Annotated in this window: 17 protein-coding genes; 15 read left to right on the forward strand and 2 right to left on the reverse strand. The window is 62.6% G+C overall.

The features are described from left to right. Window positions 1-54: 54 nt before the first annotated feature. The 9 genes from IB267_RS19270 (at window position 55) to IB267_RS19310 (ending at window position 10,068) form a co-directional block, all read left to right on the forward strand. On the forward strand, window positions 55-918 hold the full coding sequence (locus IB267_RS19270; RefSeq protein ID WP_192449029.1) for a xanthine dehydrogenase family protein subunit M: 864 nt from the start codon (window positions 55-57) through the stop codon (window positions 916-918). After that, window positions 915-1,397: a (2Fe-2S)-binding protein gene (locus tag IB267_RS19275; RefSeq protein ID WP_192449030.1), complete on the forward strand. Its 483-nt coding sequence runs from the start codon at window positions 915-917 to the stop codon at window positions 1,395-1,397. Before IB267_RS19270 ends, IB267_RS19275 begins: the two co-directional genes overlap by 4 nt. Beyond that, window positions 1,394-3,700 carry a xanthine dehydrogenase family protein molybdopterin-binding subunit gene (locus IB267_RS19280; RefSeq protein ID WP_192449031.1) on the forward strand — a complete coding sequence of 769 codons (2,307 nt, stop codon included), beginning with the start codon at window positions 1,394-1,396 and terminating at the stop codon, window positions 3,698-3,700. The genes IB267_RS19275 and IB267_RS19280 overlap by 4 nt, the downstream gene beginning before the upstream one ends. Before the next feature lie 2 nt (window positions 3,701-3,702). Then, a complete protein-coding gene (locus IB267_RS19285) occupies window positions 3,703-4,830 on the forward strand; it encodes a GTP-binding protein (RefSeq protein WP_371742595.1) in 1,128 nt (375 codons plus the stop codon). 399 nt (window positions 4,831-5,229) lie between these two features. After that, window positions 5,230-6,153, forward strand: a complete 924-nt coding sequence (locus IB267_RS19290; RefSeq protein ID WP_192449033.1) for an amidohydrolase family protein — start codon at window positions 5,230-5,232, stop codon at window positions 6,151-6,153. 18 nt (window positions 6,154-6,171) lie between these two features. After that, entirely contained in the window at window positions 6,172-7,116 is a 945-nt protein-coding gene (locus IB267_RS19295; protein ID WP_034791749.1) for an amidohydrolase family protein, read from the forward strand. 59 nt (window positions 7,117-7,175) lie between these two features. After that, a complete protein-coding gene (locus IB267_RS19300; protein ID WP_192449034.1) occupies window positions 7,176-8,549 on the forward strand; it encodes a UbiD family decarboxylase in 1,374 nt (457 codons plus the stop codon). Between the two features lie 3 nt (window positions 8,550-8,552). Continuing rightward, window positions 8,553-9,134, forward strand: a complete 582-nt coding sequence (locus IB267_RS19305) for a UbiX family flavin prenyltransferase (protein ID WP_192449035.1) — start codon at window positions 8,553-8,555, stop codon at window positions 9,132-9,134. Between the two features lies 1 nt (window position 9,135). Continuing rightward, on the forward strand, window positions 9,136-10,068 hold the full coding sequence (locus tag IB267_RS19310; protein WP_192449036.1) for an XdhC family protein: 933 nt from the start codon (window positions 9,136-9,138) through the stop codon (window positions 10,066-10,068). A 384-nt stretch (window positions 10,069-10,452) separates the two neighbouring features. Here IB267_RS19310 and IB267_RS33750 read toward each other — a convergent pair whose 3' ends face one another. Next, window positions 10,453-10,587 carry a hypothetical protein gene (locus IB267_RS33750; protein ID WP_256436951.1) on the reverse strand — a complete coding sequence of 45 codons (135 nt, stop codon included), beginning with the start codon at window positions 10,585-10,587 and terminating at the stop codon, window positions 10,453-10,455. A gap of 147 nt (window positions 10,588-10,734) precedes the next feature. Here IB267_RS33750 and IB267_RS19315 point away from each other — a divergent pair, with 147 nt between their 5' ends. Continuing rightward, window positions 10,735-12,129: a sulfite oxidase gene (locus IB267_RS19315; RefSeq protein ID WP_192449037.1), complete on the forward strand. Its 1,395-nt coding sequence runs from the start codon at window positions 10,735-10,737 to the stop codon at window positions 12,127-12,129. Window positions 12,130-12,270: 141 nt separating this feature from the next. Here IB267_RS19315 and IB267_RS19320 read toward each other — a convergent pair whose 3' ends face one another. Beyond that, a complete protein-coding gene (locus tag IB267_RS19320; protein WP_192449038.1) occupies window positions 12,271-13,197 on the reverse strand; it encodes a LysR family transcriptional regulator in 927 nt (308 codons plus the stop codon). 271 nt (window positions 13,198-13,468) lie between these two features. On the opposite strand from IB267_RS19320, the gene IB267_RS19325 reads away from it, so the two are divergent. From IB267_RS19325 to IB267_RS19345, 5 genes are all read left to right on the forward strand, one after another. Further along, window positions 13,469-14,245, forward strand: a complete 777-nt coding sequence (locus IB267_RS19325; protein WP_192449039.1) for a 5-oxoprolinase subunit PxpA — start codon at window positions 13,469-13,471, stop codon at window positions 14,243-14,245. Window positions 14,246-14,372: 127 nt separating this feature from the next. After that, window positions 14,373-14,615: an acetyl-CoA carboxylase gene (locus IB267_RS19330; protein WP_043621692.1), complete on the forward strand. Its 243-nt coding sequence runs from the start codon at window positions 14,373-14,375 to the stop codon at window positions 14,613-14,615. After that, window positions 14,612-15,997, forward strand: a complete 1,386-nt coding sequence (locus IB267_RS19335; protein ID WP_192449040.1) for an acetyl-CoA carboxylase biotin carboxylase subunit — start codon at window positions 14,612-14,614, stop codon at window positions 15,995-15,997. Before IB267_RS19330 ends, IB267_RS19335 begins: the two co-directional genes overlap by 4 nt. Beyond that, a complete protein-coding gene (locus IB267_RS19340) occupies window positions 15,997-16,872 on the forward strand; it encodes an allophanate hydrolase subunit 1 (protein ID WP_192449041.1) in 876 nt (291 codons plus the stop codon). The genes IB267_RS19335 and IB267_RS19340 overlap by 1 nt, the downstream gene beginning before the upstream one ends. After that, a complete protein-coding gene (locus IB267_RS19345) occupies window positions 16,862-17,842 on the forward strand; it encodes a biotin-dependent carboxyltransferase family protein (protein WP_192449042.1) in 981 nt (326 codons plus the stop codon). Before IB267_RS19340 ends, IB267_RS19345 begins: the two co-directional genes overlap by 11 nt. Window positions 17,843-17,892: the final 50 nt, after the last annotated feature.

Below are 17,892 nucleotides of genomic sequence, written 5' to 3' on the forward strand. Positions count from 1 at the left end.
ATTAGTCCGGCGGCACGCCTGAGCCGCCGGAGCCCCAAACCCCATGAGGAAACCATGAGACGCTTCGATTATCATCGGGCGGAAACGCTGGAGCACGCCTCCCGTCTTCTCACCGAGCTTGGCGAGGATACGTTTCTGTTCAACGGTGGCACCGATCTTCTGGTCGAGATCCGCGAACGGCTGCGCCGCGTGCGTAACGTTGTCGACATCAAGCAGATCCCCGGCCTTTCCGACATCACCTACGACGAGACGCGCGGGCTCACCTTCGGGGCGCTGGTGACGGTCGGGCGCCTGGAGCGTCTGCCGCTGGTCTGCCAGCGCTACCCGAACTTGAGAGCCGCCTTCGCCTCGCTCGGCTCCATCCAGGTGCGCAACCGGGCGACCGTGGTCGGCAATATCTGTCGCGCCTCGCCGTCGGCCGACACCATTCCGCCGCTGGTTGCCGACGGCGCCTTCGTGCACATCTACAGCCGCACCAACATGCGCGTCGTGCCGATCGCCGAGTTCTTCACCGGACCCGGCAGGACAGTGCTCGCCAAGGGCGAGATCGTCACCGGCATCACCGTGCCACCGGCCGGCGACACGACAGGCAAGGCCTATATCAAGCACGGCCGCCGCAAGGCGATGGAGCTCTCGACCGTTGGCGTGGCCGTCAGCCTCGCGATGGAAGAGGGTGTGTGCAGCGACATCCGCATCGCGCTCGGTGCGGTCGGCGCGACGGTGCTTCGCGCGCCGCAAGCCGAAGCCATGCTGCGCGGAACGTCGCTCGATGCAGCGACGGTCAGAAGTGCCGCAAGCAAGGCGATGGAGGAATGCACGCCGATCAGCAACGTGCGCGCCAGCGCCGATTACCGCCGCGACATGGTCGGTGTGCTGACCGGCCGCGCCATCAGACAGGCATTGGAGGCTTTCGCATGAAACGCATGGTCGAATTCACCGTGAATGGCGAAGCGCGGGAAATGGCGGTCGATAGCTGTCGCTCCCTGCTCGATGCGCTGCGCGACGATGTCGGTCTCACCGGCACCAAGAAAGGCTGCGATGTCGGCGACTGCGGCGCCTGCACCGTGCTGATCGACGGCGAGCCGGTCAACGCCTGCCTGGTGCTTGCCGTGGAGGCCGAAGGCCGCTCGGTCGAGACGGTCGAGGGGCTGCAGCCGGGCGTCGATACGCTCCATCCGCTGCAGGATGCCTTCATGCGGCACGGCGCCTCGCAGTGTGGCTTCTGCACCCCTGGCATCCTGATGATGGCCAAGAAACTGCTCGACGACAATCCGCGCCCGACCGACGAGGACATCCGCTTCGGGCTCTCCGGCAACATCTGCCGCTGCACCGGCTACACCAAGATATTCGACGCGATCAGATCCGCCGCGCGCGAGATGGAGGCAGCAAGATCATGAACATGACCACCCCCATCGAACAGCGCGAGTTCAAGATCGTCGGCAAGAGCGTCAAGCGAGACGACGTGCTCGAGAAGGTGACGGGCGAGGCGCAGTATACCGGCGACATCAAGCTCCCCGGCATGCTTCACGGCAAGATCAAGCGCGCGACGATCGCCCATGCGCGCATCAAGTCGATCGACGTCAGCAAGGCGCTTGCATATCCCGGCGTCAAGGCAGTGCTGACGCACGAGACCGTGCCGCGCGTGCTGCACTACGGCTCGCCGCATCCACGCTCGGCCTCCTGCACCAAGGACCAGTACATTCTCGACGACAAGGTGCGGTTCTGGGGCGAGGGCGTCGCCGCCGTCGCCGCGATCAGCGAGGAGATCGCTGACGAGGCGCTCGACCTGATCGAGGTGGAATATGAAGCGTTGCCGGCCGTCTTCGAACCGGAGGATGCTGCCCAGCCCGGCGCGCCGCTGATCCATGAGGTCGGTCCCGGCGGCAACCTGGTGCTCGACCCGGTGCGCGTCAACCGCGGCGACGTCGACAAGGGCTTTGCCGAGGCGGACTTCGTGCTCGAGGGCACCTTTGCCGGTGGACGGCCGCATCCGGCCTACATGGAGCCGAACGTCTGCGTCGCCGACTGGGACGGCTCCAACAAGCTGACCTTCTGGACCTCGACCCAGACCTCCTTCATGGTGCGCGGCATCCTTGCCGAAGTGCTCGGCCTGCCACTCACCAAGGTGCGCGTGCTCGTCGACCATATGGGTGGCGGCTTCGGCGCCAAGCAGGACCTTTTCCAGCACGAGTTTCTCTGCGCGCTGCTGGCCAAGGAAACCCGCCGGCCGGTGAAGATGGAGTTCACCCGCCATGAGACCTTCGTCGCCGGTCGTTCGCGTCACCCCTGCAAGATCTGGCTGAGGCAGGGCTTCAAGAACGACGGCACGCTCGTCGCCCGCGACATGAAGCTGGTCTATGATTCAGGCGCCTACGGTTCCCATGGCCCGGGCGTGACCATCGTCGGCACGACCGCCGCCACCTCGCTCTATCGCTGCGAGAACGTGCGGCTGGAGGGTCGCTGCGTCTACACCAACACCCCGATCAACGGCGCCTTCCGCGGCTACGGGGTTGTGCAAAGCTACTACGCGCTTGACATCCAGATGGACGAAGCCGCCGAACGGCTCGGCATGGACCCGGCCGAGCTGAAGCTGAAGAACGTTGTGCGGGCCGGCGACATCGCGCCGTCAGGCCACCCGATCATCGGTCACGGGCTTGAAATTTGCCTTCAGCACGGCATCGACGTACTCGACTGGAAGGCGCTTCGGAACCGCGACCGGACGCCGGATCCCAACCGTCCGCATATCCGCAAGGGGTGGGGCATCGGCTGCGAGATGCACGGCTCGTCTGCCTATCCCGGCATCAAGGAGCAGGGCAATGCCACGGTAAAGGTCAACGAGGACGGTACGGTCACGCTTTTGACTGGCGCTGCCGGGCTTGGCACCGGTGCACATACGGCGCTGGCGCAGATCGTTGCCGAAGAGCTCGGCGTGCGCTTCGAGGACGTCGGCGTTATCCATGGCGACACGGACGTCGTGCCTTGGGACATCGGCGCCTTCGCCAGCCACACGACCTATCTGGTCGGCACGGCCGCCAAAATGGCAGCCGGCAAGGTCCGCGCCGCCGTGCTCGCCAGAGCGGCGATGAAACTGCAGGTCTCGCCGGAAGATATCGACCTTTCCGAAGGCAAGGTCTTCCTCATTGCCGAGCCCGATCGCTCTATGACGGTGTCGCAGGCTATGGGCCCCTCGCGTGGCATTCCCGCCGCCAATATCGTTGCCAACGGCACCTACGAACCGACGAAATCCTACTCCTTCGCCGCCCATTTTACCGAGGTGGACGTCGACACGGAAACAGGCATCGTCGAGGTCAAGCGCGTCGTGCCGGTGCACGACGTCGGTCGCGTCATCCATCCGATCGCGGCGCAGGGCCAGATCGAGGGCGGCATCCAGCAGGGCATCGGCCACACGCTGACCGAAGACTATGTTATCGACAAGAAGACCGGGCGTTCGCTCAATGCGGGTCTCGTCGACTACAAGATGCCGCTCTCCATGGACATGCCCGACATCGAGACGATCATCCTTGAGGCGGCGCCCGACCCGGGCGGGCCCTGGGGCGCCAAGGGTGTGGGCGAAGATCCGATCATCGCCATCGGCCCCTCCATCGCCAACGCCATCCACGACGCCATCGGCGTCCGCTTCCACCACTATCCGATCACGCCGGAAGACATCCTGAAAGCCTTGAGGGAGAAGGGCGCATGAACATGCATATCGAGCCTGCGAGCCAGCAGAAACTCCCGATCACGATCCTCACCGGGTTTCTTGGATCCGGAAAGACGACGCTGCTCAACTACATTCTCACCGAGCGTCACGGTCACCGCATCGCGGTGATCGAGAACGAATACGGCGAGGTGGACGTCGACAGCGACCTGGTGCTCGCCTCGGACGAAGAAATCTTCCAGATGCAGAACGGCTGCATCTGCTGCTTCGTCGACGTGCGCAACGATCTGATCGACGTGATGAAGAAGCTCCTGAGCCATAAGGACAAGTTCGACCACATCATCGTCGAGACCTCGGGGCTTGCCGACCCGACGCCGGTCGCCACCGCCTTCTTCGTCGACCGCAGCGTTGCCGACGAAGTGGAACTCGATGCGGTCGTGACGCTGGTGGACGCGATGCACATCGACCAGCACCTCTATGATCCGGTGCTCGACGGCAGCGACAACCAGGCGGTCAACCAGATCGTCGCTGCCGACCGCATCCTCGTGAACAAGATCGACCTTGCAGAGGAGGAAGCGCTCGGCTCGCTGGAAAGCTCGTTGCGCAGGCTCAACCAGACGGCGCCGATCCTCAGGTCCAGTTACGGCAAGGTGGACCTTTCCAACATCCTCGGCGTCAAAGGCTTCCGGCCGTCCTATGTGCGCGAGCGGGCGGAAATCCTCGACATCGACATGGATGACGACCACGACGCCGGTCATCATAACCATGATTGCAAGGAGCCATGTTGCGATCATGCCCATCACGACCATGGGCACCACCACCATCATGACCATGAACGTGCGCCCGCGCCCGCCCTTCGGCCGCACCAACACGATGTGACGGTGAAGTCGCACTCGTTCGTCTATCCCGAAGCCTTCGACGGCGAGCGGCTCGCGGGCTTCCTAACGGCCTATCTCGGCGAGCACGGGGGCGACATTTTTCGCACGAAGGGCATCGTTTCCGTTGCCGGCGACGACCGCTTCTTCGTGCTTCAGGCCGTGCACAAGCTTGTCGATTTCCGCCCGGACCATGCCTGGGGCGAAGACCGGCGGAAGTCGAAGTTCGTGTTCATCGGCCGCAATCTCGACCGCGAAAGTATCGACAGAAACTTGCGTGCATGCCTGGTGCCCTAGCAGCGATCTCCACGCCGGACGGCGCTTGCGTAAGCATTTCTGTCTGAGCCGCTCGCGCTCCTCCAGCGCGGGCGGTTGCTGCCATTATTTAAGAAAATATCCTTTAAAAATAATGACTTAAGTTGAATTTTTGAGTTGACAGGATGCGCGCGCAGTGGTTCCCTTGGAGCCGAGTAGAAGCACCGACAATTGCTCACCGTCTGTTGGAAGATGAGGCTGCGATGTCGATGCTGATCACAAAAGGAACGCCCGGTTGCCCCGCCCTGGGAGCTTACGCGCCGGCCCGTTTTCTCCGTCTTCGGCATTTCCTGAGATCGCGGATCCACGCCCGGCTTCGGCCGGCATGGCGTTCATCGCGCGGCCCCGCATCGACCGGACCCTCTACGACAGGAGAAACCTATGATTATTGACCTGAGCTGCTATCCCACCGACCTGGTGGACCTGGCTTGGCGACACGATGGACCGCCGTTCACCGGCGACAAGCTGCTGAAGATGATGGATGGCCCCTACTATGTGAACGGCAAGCCGCGCCGGATCGACAAGGCCTTCATCCAGCCGCCGCAAGGCAACACCATCTACACGCATGAGGTGATGGATCTGGAAGGCAAGGCCGCCATTCGCCAGTACATGGCCTACACGGAAAAGATGGTGATCGAGCATCCCGACCGGTTCCTCGGCTGCTTCGTCTACAACCCGCGCTACGGCACCCAGAATGGCGCCGAAGAAATCGAACGCTATGCCAAGGAGTTCGATTTCAAGATGGTGCAGCTGCAGGCGAACATGCACGCCTACCGCCCGGACCGCGCGCTCGACTGGCTGCGACCGGCACTGAAGAAGTGCGCGGATCTCGGCCTGATGGTGAAGGTGCATACCGGCGACGGTCCGTACTCGATCCCGACGGAGTTCTACCCGATCATCCGCGAGTTCCCGGAGGTCAACTTCATCCTGGCGCATTTCGGCGTTCAGACCGGCGGCGTCTATGTGTTCGAGCCGATGCAGATGGCGCTCGACACGCCGAGTGTCTACGTGGAATCCGGCTGGTGCCTGCAGTCGCGCATCGTCGAATTCGCCAAGGTTCTCCCCAAGCACAAGATCCTCTTCGGCTCCGACACGCCGCCGAACGAACCGGGCATGTGGATCAACCTCCTGGAGGTCCTTTGCCACGAGCCGCCGCAGGGCCTGAACCTCGATGAGGATACGCTCGAAGATTATCTCGGCAACAACGTCGCCCGGATGATCGGGCTGGAAGCGACGAAGCCACCGGCCACCGTCGAGGAAGCCGAGGCGTATCTGCGCCAGCACGGCGTCGCCCTTGCCGCGTAAAATTGAACGGAGTGAACAATGATCATCGATACCCATCTTCACCCGACCAACCTCGTCGATGAGGCGTGGCGTCACACGGGCGAGCCCTTCACTGGCGAGCGCATGCTCAAGCTGATGGACGGTCCCTATATGATCAACGGCAAACCGCGCCGGATCGATATGGGCTTCATCCAGCCGCCGCCGGGCAACACCGGATACCGCGACGGCAACCGTAAGGGTCGCGACGGCATTCGCGACTACATGGCCTATTGTGCCGAGCTTTGCCAGAAATACCCGGACCGCTTTATCGGCAACTTCAACTACAACCCGCGCTGGGGACCTGAAAACGGCGCGGCGGAGCTCGAATTCCACGTCAAGGAATACGGCTTCAAGATGCTGAAGCTGCACGCCAACATGCACGGCTACCGGCCCGACCGCGCGCTCGACTGGCTGCGGCCGGCGATGAAGAAGTGCGCCGAGCTCGGCGTCGTGGTGCTCATCCACACCGGCGACGGCCCGTACACCATCCCGACGATGTTCTACCCGATCATCCGCGAGTTCCCGATGGTCAACTTCATCATCGGCCACTTCGGCATCCAGACCGGCGGCAACTACTCGTTCGAGTCCTTCTGGATGGCGATGGATACCCCGAACGTCTATTGCGAATCCGGCTGGTGCTTCCAGTCGCGTATCGTGGAGTTCGCCCAGCAGCTGCCGAAGAACAAGATCGTCTTCGGCACGGACAGCCCGCCGAACGATCCGGGCATGTGGCTGCGCGAGCTCGAAGTGCTCTGCAAGGATCCGCCGCACGGCATCAACCTCTCCGAGGACGATCTCGAAGGCTATCTCGGCAACAACATCGCCAAGCTCGTCGGCATCGACCCTTCGCCGCCGCCGCGTGACCTCCGGGACGCCCAGGCGCGCCTGAAGGATAGCTATGCCGGTGTCGACCGGGCCACGGGCAAGCACAAGGAATTTGCCTGAGTAAAGACGACGGCGCCCATCCGGGCGCCGTCACCCTCCCGTCGCGTCGAGGCTAAGATATGACCCAGTACCACAAGCAAGATGCCCGCAGCTTCCTCGCCGACTACAGCGCGGAGTACCCAGAAGATGTCATCACCATCGACCAGCCGGTCTTGGACGATCAGGATGCAACGGCACTGATCTGGAACCTGGCCGAGCGGGGGCGGCACCCCATGCTGCACCTGACGAATGTTTCCGGGATCGGCAGTGAAGTGCTCTGCAACATCTTTGCCTCGCGCGACCGTATCGCCCGCCTGCTCGGGTCTACGGCCGACAGGCTGCACGAAGCCTACCAGGGACGCGCTAACCGGCCGTTCACGCCGGAGGTCCTGAAAGAAGGCCCGATCACCCAGGAGATCATCTCGGGCGATGCCGTCGATCTTAACGCGCTCCCGATGCTCAAGCACTTCGATACGGATCGGGCGAAATACATCACCAGCGGCATCATCATCGGCGAGCATCCGGAAACCGGTGCCGGCAATCTCAGCTACCACCGCGCGATGATTCATTCGAAGAATTCGCTTGCGACCTCGTTGCATTCGCGCGGCCATCTCTGGCGGCTGATGAACATGGCCAAGGAGAAGGGCAGGCCGATGCCGGTCGCGATGGTCATCGGCGGCCATCCGCTCTTCATGATCGCCGCCTCCGCCCGCCTTGCCTTCGGCGAAGACGAACGCGATGTCGCAGGCGGGCTGATGGGCGAACCGCTTCAGGTCGTGCGTACGCCGAAATACGGCATTCGCGTTCCCGCCCATGCCGAGATCGTGCTCGAAGGTGTGCTGGATCCCGAGGCGCATGTCGAGGAGGGGCCGTTCGGCGAGTTCACCGGCTATTCATCCGACCGCTCGACCAACAACCTCTTCACCGTCGAAACCGTGATGCGCAGGCGCGACGCCATTCTCGTCAGCGTGGCGGGCGGCAATTCGGCCGAACACCTCAACCTCGGCCGCGTGCCGCGCGAGGCCGAGGTGGTGGAGAAACTGAAGGCGCGCTTTCCCTCGATCACCGCAGTGCACTATCCCTCGTCGGGCACGCATTTTCACGCCTACATCGCCATGAACCAGACGCGTGAGGGGGAGGCGCGGCAGGTCATGCTCGGTCTTCTCGGCTGGGACCAGTACCTGAAGACCGTGGTCGTGGTGGACGCGGATGTCGATATTACCCGCGACAGCGAGGTGCTCTGGGCGCTCGCCACCCATTTCCAGCCGCACAAGGATGTCGTCATCATCGAGGGCCTGCCGGGCAATGCACTCGACCCCTCGGCCAGCGGCATCGGTACGACCTCGCGCATGGGGCTCGACGCGACGCGCGGCCCGAATTTCCACGGCGTGCGCGCCCGTATCAGCGACGAGGCAAGCGCACGCGCCGCGATGCTCCTCAAAAGCGTGGGATAGGCGATGACCCATCCAAAACGCATGATCGTTGGCATTTCGGGCGCGTCGGGCGTGGTCTACGGCAAGCGCATCCTCGAATTGCTGCGCGATCTCGAGATCGAGACGCATCTGATCATGTCGCGTGCCGCCTGCATCACGCTTGCGGCCGAGGCGACGTTTTCCAGGCAGGACCTCGAAGCGCTGGCGACGACCACCCATTCCAACAAGGATATCGGCGCCGTCTGTTCCTCCGGTTCCTACAAGACGCTCGGCATGATCGTCGCCCCCTGTTCGGTCAAGACGCTGGCCGAGATCGCCACGGGCACGACGGACAACCTCATTTCCCGCGCGGCCGACGTGGTGCTGAAGGAACGCCGTCGCCTCGTCCTTATGCTCAGAGAGACGCCGCTTCATCTCGGCCATATCCGCAACATGGCGCAGGTGACCGAAATGGGCGGCATCATCTATCCGCCTGTCCCGGCCTTTTATGCGAAACCCCAGAGCATCGAAGACATGGTCGACCACACCGTCGGCCGCGTGCTCGATCTCTTTGATCTCGACCCGGGTATTGTGCGCCGCTGGCGGGGAACGCAGGGAGTGGAGTGAGATGACGATCCGCATAGCCGCCGATCCGGAAATGCTTGCGCCAGAACCGCGCGCGGCCTTCCTGTCCGACGATGCGATCGAGATATTGTCCTTTGCTGCTCGATCGCTCGAAGAGGGCCAGCCGACGGCCCTCATCACGCTCGTCGACATTCGTGGCGGTGCGGCGCGCGCGCTTGGCGCGCAAATGGTCGTGCGCGGCGATGGTCTCTATTGCGGTTTCGTCTCCGGTGGTTGCACTGAAGCGGCCGTCGCCGCAGACGCAATGTCTGCCCTCAACAGGCGCATGGATCGTCTTCTCCAACTTGGCGAAGGGTCCCCGTTTTTCGATATTGTCCTGCCCTGTGGCGGCGGCATTACCCTTGCGATCCATGTATTGGAGGACGCAGCCGTCTTGAGCCAGGCTCTATCCGCGCTTCAGCGTCGCTCGCCGGTGGGACTGCGCTATCACCCTGGCAAGCGCACGCTTTCATTGCAGTGCGGTGAGGAGGCAAGCGGTTGGTATGGCGATTGCTTTGTGCGCGCCTACCGACCAAGGCCGCGGGTCGTGATCGCCGGCACGCCGCTGGAGATCGACACGGTTGCGCGCATTGCCGTTGCGGCCGGTTACGAGACAGTCACGCTCGAGCGCGGCCAGATACCGTCGCCAGACGAACTCGACGCCGATACCGCTGTCGCGCTGCTTTTCCACGACGTTGATCGCGAATTGCCGATGCTCAGCGCAGCGCTGGCGTCGCGTGCGTTCTACATCGGCGCCCTTGGCAGCCGTCGGACCCATGCGAAACGCTGCCAGCTGCTGCGTGATGGCGGGGGAGACGAACGTCTGCTTTCTCGCATCAAGGCGCCGATCGGCCTTTTCGACAAGGCAAGGGATGCACGTTCACTCGCAGTATCGGTCGTGGCCGATATCGCACATGCGCGCCTGCGGCTCGATTGAATGTCGGTCTCGCAATCCGACGATAAGGCGCTCAATCCAGCGTCTATCGCCAACGGTGCCAGTTGCCACGCCGATCGCTGCATGGGCGCCCGGAGCCCTTGATGAGCGGTATTGGACACGACTGGCTTTATGGTTTCGGCGAGGCTAGAAAACATACGTCCGCGCTTTCGTCATGTTTCAAACGCACCGCGAGGCAATGCTTCTCCACGCCTTGTGCCACTGAAACCGCGTGATGCATCGGCGGGAACGCCTTAGCCGCGTTCTCCGCCGTTATGTGCATCTGGGCGGGGCAGACGAACACTCCACCCACGCGCTCGAGACGAATGCAATGGCGTCGATGGTGCCGCTCGGCTCGGGAGCAGCACCATCGGCGGTCATCTGGCGTCAGAACTGCTTTCCCGCCCTCACTTTGCCGCCAACGGCTTTTTCGCCGTTACCTTCGATGTCGAAGAGCAGATCGGCCGAAAGCATCCAGAGGTCGGCCGTTTCAAGCCAGAGGCCGGCCGTGATCGAAAACACGCAGCACAAAAAAATCCGGCCTGTAATTCTGGTCGCAAGGCCGCGCGGTTCTATTTGATCATGCGGGTGCTGAAATGGCCTGAAGACCACCGCTGATCGTATGAGACCGAGCTGACGGTTCGCTGCCGCTCGAATAAGGAGGTCCCCTTGCCGTTGTTCATTGTGCATCATCACCGCTCGCACGAAGCCTACTTGGCGCGTGATCCGGTCAAGGGCGCGACGCTCCTGAACCATTTGAGCCGGCCAAACGCTGCTCGCTACGGTGTGTTGATCAAGGGGGAAGCAGTCGCGCAGGGCTCACATTTGCTGGTGCTCATTGCCGAGGCAGCGGATGAAGCGATCCTTCAGGCTTTTTTGGCACCCCTCCGTGAAGCCGGGGATTTCGATGTGATGCCAGCGGTGACGTTCGCCGCGATGGTGTCGAGCGGTGGATGCGCGGAACATAGAGTGCGTGTCTCTGCAGATACACTTGATCTGGCGGACGCCTGCCGGGATGCAGCCGAGGCCGGTCTTCTCATCCACAGCGTCAATCCGTTGAATGGCGAGACCTCGGTGCCGGACCTTGCAGGCGGTGCAGTGATGCCAAACGGTCGGTTCTACCTGCGCAATCACTTCGACATTCCGGCCCTTGGCGGCGACACCTACCGGCTTTCGATCGGCGGACTGGTCGACAGGCCGTTGGAACTAAGCATGAAGGAGCTTCACAATCTTCATGCCGAAACCCGGGTGGTGACGCTTGAATGCGCTGGCAATGGCCGCAGCCTCTTCGATCCGGCCGTACCCGGCGAAGCCTGGGGGCTAGGCGCCGTCAGCACCGCCGAGTGGACCGGTGTTCGTCTGATGGACGTGCTTGAGCGAGCGGGACTGCGAGCTGGCGCGAGCGAGCTCACCTTTCGCGGCGCCGACAGCGGGGTCGTTGACGGGCATGATGCGCCGGTTCGTTTTGAACGCGGCCTCAGCCTGGAGCAGGTCCGGGAAACGGATGCGATTCTTGCCTATGACATGAACGGCGAACCGCTGTCGCCCCTTCATGGCTATCCGTTGCGGCTGATTGTGCCCGGTTGGTATGCGGTGGCGTCCGTCAAGTGGCTGACCGAGATTAGCGTTACCGACCAAGCCTGCGATGCGTACTACCAGACGGAGAAGTACTGGTACGAGTGGACGCGAAATGGGCACGATGAACGCGCGCAGGTGAAGCTGATCAACGTGCGAGCGTTGATATCGTCGCCTGGAGAGGGGGAGAGCCTTTCGCGCGGCGACACCGCGATCCGTGGGGTCGCGTGGTCGGGCACTGGGGCCATTTCCAGGGTCGATGTCAGCCTAAACGGCGGCCCGTGGCGCGAGGCACGGCTCGTTGGCGAACGACGACACTCTGCCTGGCAATGGTGGGAGTTGATCACTCGACTTGAGGAGATCGGTCCACTCACCGTGCGAGCACGTGCCACCGACATGACAGGCCGAACGCAACCCGAGCGATCCGAGTGGAACCGTCTCGGCTACGGCAATAACTCGATCCACTCCGTCGCAGCGCGGGTGCTCTGAGGAACGGGTTTGTCCGTAATCGAAAAATACGAGAAAATGCAACTTATAGTCGAGATGGGACTGAATGTCGATTGCTCCTGGCGACGCAGGCGATGTGCAGCCCCAGCCTGGGCTCCCCGGATCGGCACAGGACAGTGCGGGTCACTCCGCTCCGAACGAACTGGACCGAACGCCCGGCAGATGAAAGCTCTGCTGGAAATAGGAACGAAGCGCCGCCATGGCCGGCGTGAATTCCGCGCCTCGGCGCCAGGCAAGCCCGACATCCATCGCCGGAACTGCGTCGCGCACGTCGATCGTTTCGATACGGCGCCCTTCCAGTGACCAGGGACGGTGAACCATGTCGGAGAGGATCGCCACGCCCTGGCTGTTGGCTACCAGAGACCGAACCGCCTCGACCGACGAGGTCCGAAGGATGACGCGCGGTTGATAGGTCGATGCGCTCCAGTATTTGAGCGAGGTATGAGCGGCCTCATCGACCGTCAGCATGATATAGGGTTCCTGGGCGATCTCGCGAAAGCCGACATTGTCGCGCGCAAGCAACGGATGCTGGGCGGGAACCCAGAGACGCCGCGTCGAACTCATGAGTTTTTCGGTCTGAAGCGCGGGATTGAGGATATTGGAGGTGAGCAGGACGGCCATATCGTAGCGGTTCGTCAGCAACCCCTCCTCGATCGACTCACGATTGAGTTCGTACAACTGAACCTCGAGCTTCGGGAATAGCCGCCGAAGCCGTTCTATATGTTGCGGCAGGAAGTAGCCGATCACCGTATAGGTGGCGGCTATAGCCAGCGTACCCTCCACCGAACTGCTCACCACGTTGAGATGCGTTGCCTCATCGACCTTCTTCAAGATCTCGTAGGCATGCGAGAGAAACTGACGGCCTGCCATGGTCAGATCCATGCCGCTCGGCGTGCGCAGGAAGAGGCTGGCGCCCACGATGCGCTCCAACTCCTTGATCGCGGTGGTAATCGCTGACTGCGAAATGGAGAGATCGACGGCAGCCTGCGAGATCTGCCCCAGTTCGGCGGTGGCGACGAAATAGCGAAGCTGGCGAAGGCTGATCGACATCGACTTCTCTTCTGATTTTTCGATAGCGCAGGCTGGAAAATCAGAAAGCCTGCTCGCTCCTTGTGCAGATACTTGACCGCGTTTCGTGCAGATCCGCGTAAATAGCCGTATTAACGGTATTTTTTCATGGATGATATTGCAACTGCGAATTCTGAAAAACAGATATAAGGCATATGAAAATAGAATTTTTCAAATGCAGTAAATGCTCATAGCGTTTCCCTATTGAAGGTTTGGCCGGCTTTCGAGGCGGCCCTGATCGAAGGGAATGGTCTTGCTCGACGTCGTCGACATCAACTGTGACATGGGAGAAGCCTTCGGTCGCTGGCACATAGGCGACACGGACGATGCGACGCTCATGGCGCTGATCAGCTCCGCCAACATTGCCGCGGGCTTCCACGCCGGGGATCCCAATCTGATGGACGAGACCGTGCGGCTTGCCGCCGAGCATGGCGTCGGCATTGGGGCGCACCCGGGTTACCGTGACTTGCAGGGCTTCGGTCGTCGCAAGATCGCCGGCACCGCACGCGAACTGGTCAACGATATCGTCTACCAGGTGGGCGCCATCCGCGAATTTGCAAGACGGCACGGCACCAGCCTGCAGCATGTGAAGCCGCACGGCGCGCTTTACATGGAGATGGCGGTCAACCGCGAACTCTCCCAGATCTTCCTGCAATATATGCGCACGGTGGCACCGACCGCCTTCGTCTTCTGCATGGCCGGTTCGGAGACGGACATCGCCGCACGCGAAGTCGGGCAGCCGGTCATACGCGAGTTCTATGCCGATCGCGACTACGACGACAGTGGTTCGATCGTCTTTACCCGCGATGCCGGGCGTCCCGACCCGGCCGCGATCGCACGCAAGGTGGTGCGCGCCTGCAAGGAAGGGCGCGTGCGCACCGTGACCGGCAGCGACATCGAGATCGCGTTCGAATCCATCTGTTTCCATTCCGATACGCTCGGCGCACTCGATATCGTGCGCCGCATGCGGGAAGCGCTTGCGGCGGAGGGTATCCGCATCGCTCCTGTTTCACAGCTTAAAGTGGGGTGAGGAAAGGTGTGGGCGGCACTCCGCCCGCATTCTGCCCCAACCAATGAGAACCGATCACGTTTATGGCTTTGGTCGCTCCGACCGGTTGCATCGTGATCCAGGTAACAAATGATAAGCGGAGGCAACCATGAGCAAGCACGAAATCCGATCGCCCCTTCCAGGAACCTTCTATCGGTCGTCTGCTCCGGATGTGCCACCGTTCAAATCGGACGGCGATGCGGTGGCCTCCAATGAGGCGATCGGTCTGATCGAAGTGATGAAGACCTTCCAGGAGATCCAGGCGGGCGTCACCGGCGGCAGCATCCGGTTCCTCGTCGACAATGAAGAGCCCGTCATGGCCGGTCAGGTGATCGCCGAGGTGGAACAATGACGATCCGCTCTGTCCTGATTGCCAATCGCGGCGAGATCGCCGTGCGCATTATCCGGGCGGCAAAGGCCCTCGGCATTCGCACGGTTCAGGTCTACAGCGCCGCAGATGCGGATATGCTGGCCGTGAAGCTCGCGGATGAAGCCGTCGAAATCGGCCTGCCGGCGCCGAAGAAATCCTATCTCGACATTGCCGCCGTGATCTCGGCGGCCAAGCGTGCCGGGGTCGATGCCGTGCATCCGGGCTACGGCTTCCTGTCGGAAAACGGCGATTTCGCCGATGCGGTGGTTGCTGCGGGCATGATCTTCATCGGCCCTTCGGGTGACGCCATCCGGCTGCTCGGCGACAAGGTGCAGGCCCGTGCCGTCGCCGAGAAGGCAGGTGTGCCGACGGTACCCGGTAGCAACGGCCGGATTTCGAGCGTGGAAGAGGCGCATGCGGTAACGGCTGAGACCGGCTTCCCGGTTATGATCAAGGCGGCCGCCGGCGGCGGCGGGCGCGGCATCCGCATCGTCAACGATCCGGCGGAACTTGACAAGCAGTTCCCCCAGGCGTCGGCCGAGGCGCTCGCTTCCTTCGGCGGCGGCGGCCTCTACCTCGAGAAAGTCATCACCCGCGCGCGCCACGTCGAGGTGCAGATCCTCGGTGATGGCGAGAACTTCGTGCATTGCTTCGAGCGGGAGTGCTCGCTGCAGCGCCGCCGTCAGAAGGTTTGGGAAGAGGCGCCTTCGTTCCTCCTGCCTGCAGATGTACGACAGAAGCTCTGCGACAGCGCCGTCGCGCTCGCCCGGGCCGTCGGCTATCGCGGCGCCGGCACCGTCGAATACCTCTATGACGATGAAACGCGGGATTTCTACTTTATCGAGGTCAACACGCGCATTCAGGTCGAGCATCCGGTTACCGAGATGATCACTGGCATCGACCTCGTGCAGGAGATGTTCCGTGTCGCCGGCGGTGCGTCGCTCTCCGTGCGCCAATCGGACATCGCCGTGCGCGGCCACGCGATCGAGTGCCGGATCAATGCCGAGGACCCCGCACGCGGCTTCATGCCGGCGCCCGGCAAGATTTCCCGTTTGCGTGTTCCGGAGGGCGAGGGGGTTCGCTTCGACACGATGCTCTACGAGGGCTACGCGATACCGCCTTTCTACGACTCCCTGCTTGGCAAGCTGATCGTTTGGGGCGAGGACAGAGCAGCGTGTCTCGCCAGACTTTCGCGCGCGCTCGCCGATTTGAAGATCGAAGGCGTGCCGACGACGATCGCCCTGCATCAGGCGCTGGCCGCCGACGCGCAAGTTGCGGCCGGCGCGTTCCATACCCGCTTTCTCGAAACTTGGCTGGAAACCGAATTTGCCGCTTCGGGCGGCCGCACCGCGGAGGTCGCGTGATGCCGACACGTTACACGTTTGGAGGTGACGAGCATCTGTTCGTCGAATGCAGCGACGAGATGTCCCTCGAAGCCTTCTTCAAGAGCCTTTCGATGGCGAAGGGCGTGCGGGAGAGCCGCATCCGCGGCGTCACCGAAATCTGCCCGGCGAACGCTTCTTTCCAGATCAAGTTCGATCCTGACATCATCAAGCCGGACGACGTTCTGAAGGAAGTCCGCGCGATCGAAGGGGCGGCGGAGCGGGCAGAGCCGGTCATCCGCACGCGTATCGTCGAGATCCCGGTCTTTTACAACGACCCCTGGACGCACGAAACGCTGATGCGCTTCCGTGAACGGCACCAGGACCCCGGCGGTACCGACCTCGACTATGCGGCGCGTATCAATGGCTACGACGCGGTAACCGACTTCGTAGCCGCCCACTCAGGCTCGCCCTGGTTCGTCTCGATGGTCGGTTTCGTTGCAGGCCTGCCCTTCATGTATCAGATGGTCGAGCGCCAACGGCAGATCGAGGTGCCGAAGTATCTCAGGCCGCGGACCGATACGCCAAAGCTGACGGTCGGCCATGGCGGTTGTTTCGGCTGCATCTATTCGGTGCGGGGTGCTGGCGGCTACCAGATGTTCGGCATCACGCCGATGCCGATCTTCGACCCGACGCAGACGACCAGTTATCTCCGCGATTTCATGGTCTTCTTCCGCCCCGGTGACATTGTGAAGTTCAAGCCGATCGATCGCGACGCCTATGAGCAGGCGGTCGAGGATGTCGACAAAGGGCGCTTCGCGCCACCGATCCGCGACGTCAGCTTCGATCTGCGCGAGTTCCAGAAGGATATCGCCGGATACAACACCAAGCTGGAGGGTGTGCTCAATGGCCATTAACGTGCTGCATCATGGTCTGGCGACCACCATCCAGGACCTAGGCCGACCCGGCTACTTCCATCTCGGTATCCCGCTCGGTGGCGCGATGGATCGCTACGCGATGCGTGCCGCCAACCTGCTTGTCGGCAACGATGAAGGCGCTGCCGGGCTGGAGGCGGTCTTCCTCGGGCCCAAACTCGAATTCACCGAAGATGCGCTCGTGGCCGTCACCGGCGCCGACATGCCGGTCAAGGTCGACGACGTGCTGCAGCCCGGCTGGACGGCCTTTCGGGTGAGGGCCGGCCAAACCCTGAGCTTCGACTTCCTGAAATCCGGCGCGCGTATCTATATCGCCGTCTCGGGCGGCATCGACGTGCCGGAGGCGCTCGGCAGTCGCTCGACCTATCCGATCGGCGCGCTTGGTGGGTACAAGGGACGCGCGCTTGCAGCCGGTGACGTGCTGCCGGTTGGGCAAACGGGCGCCGGCCGCGAAGGCCTGACGGTTGACGAAAGCCTGCGCCGCAGACCTGCGGCGCCTGCCGCACTACGGGTGCTGCCTGGGCTCTACTGGGACCGCCTGACGGACGAGGCAAAGCAGACGTTCTTTGCCGACGAGTGGAAGGTGGCGCCGGAAGCCGACCGCATGGGCTACCGCTTCCGCGGCGGCCGCAAGCTCAGCTTCGTCGATCGCGACCAGCCATTCGGCGCCGGTTCCGATCCCTCGAACATCGTCGACAGTTGCTATCCCTATGGCTCGATCCAGGTGCCGGGCGGAACGGAGCCGATCATTCTGCATCGCGACGCCGTATCGGGTGGCGGCTACTTCATGGTCGGGACTGTGATCTCGGCGGACATGGACCTCATCGGTCAGTTGCAGCCGCATACGCCGACCCGTTTCGTCGAGGTGACGATGGAGGAAGCGTTGGCGGCTCGCGCCGAGGAGGGCAGGCGGCTCGAAGCCCTGCGGGCGGCGATTGCCGGAAAGGCGTGACACTATCGGCCGCCGGCCGCGTGAGCGGCCGTTGGCCCTCAACGTGAACG

It is taken from the genome of Ensifer sp. ENS09 (assembly GCF_014852425.1).
Taxonomy (GTDB): Bacteria; Pseudomonadota; Alphaproteobacteria; order Rhizobiales; family Rhizobiaceae; genus Ensifer.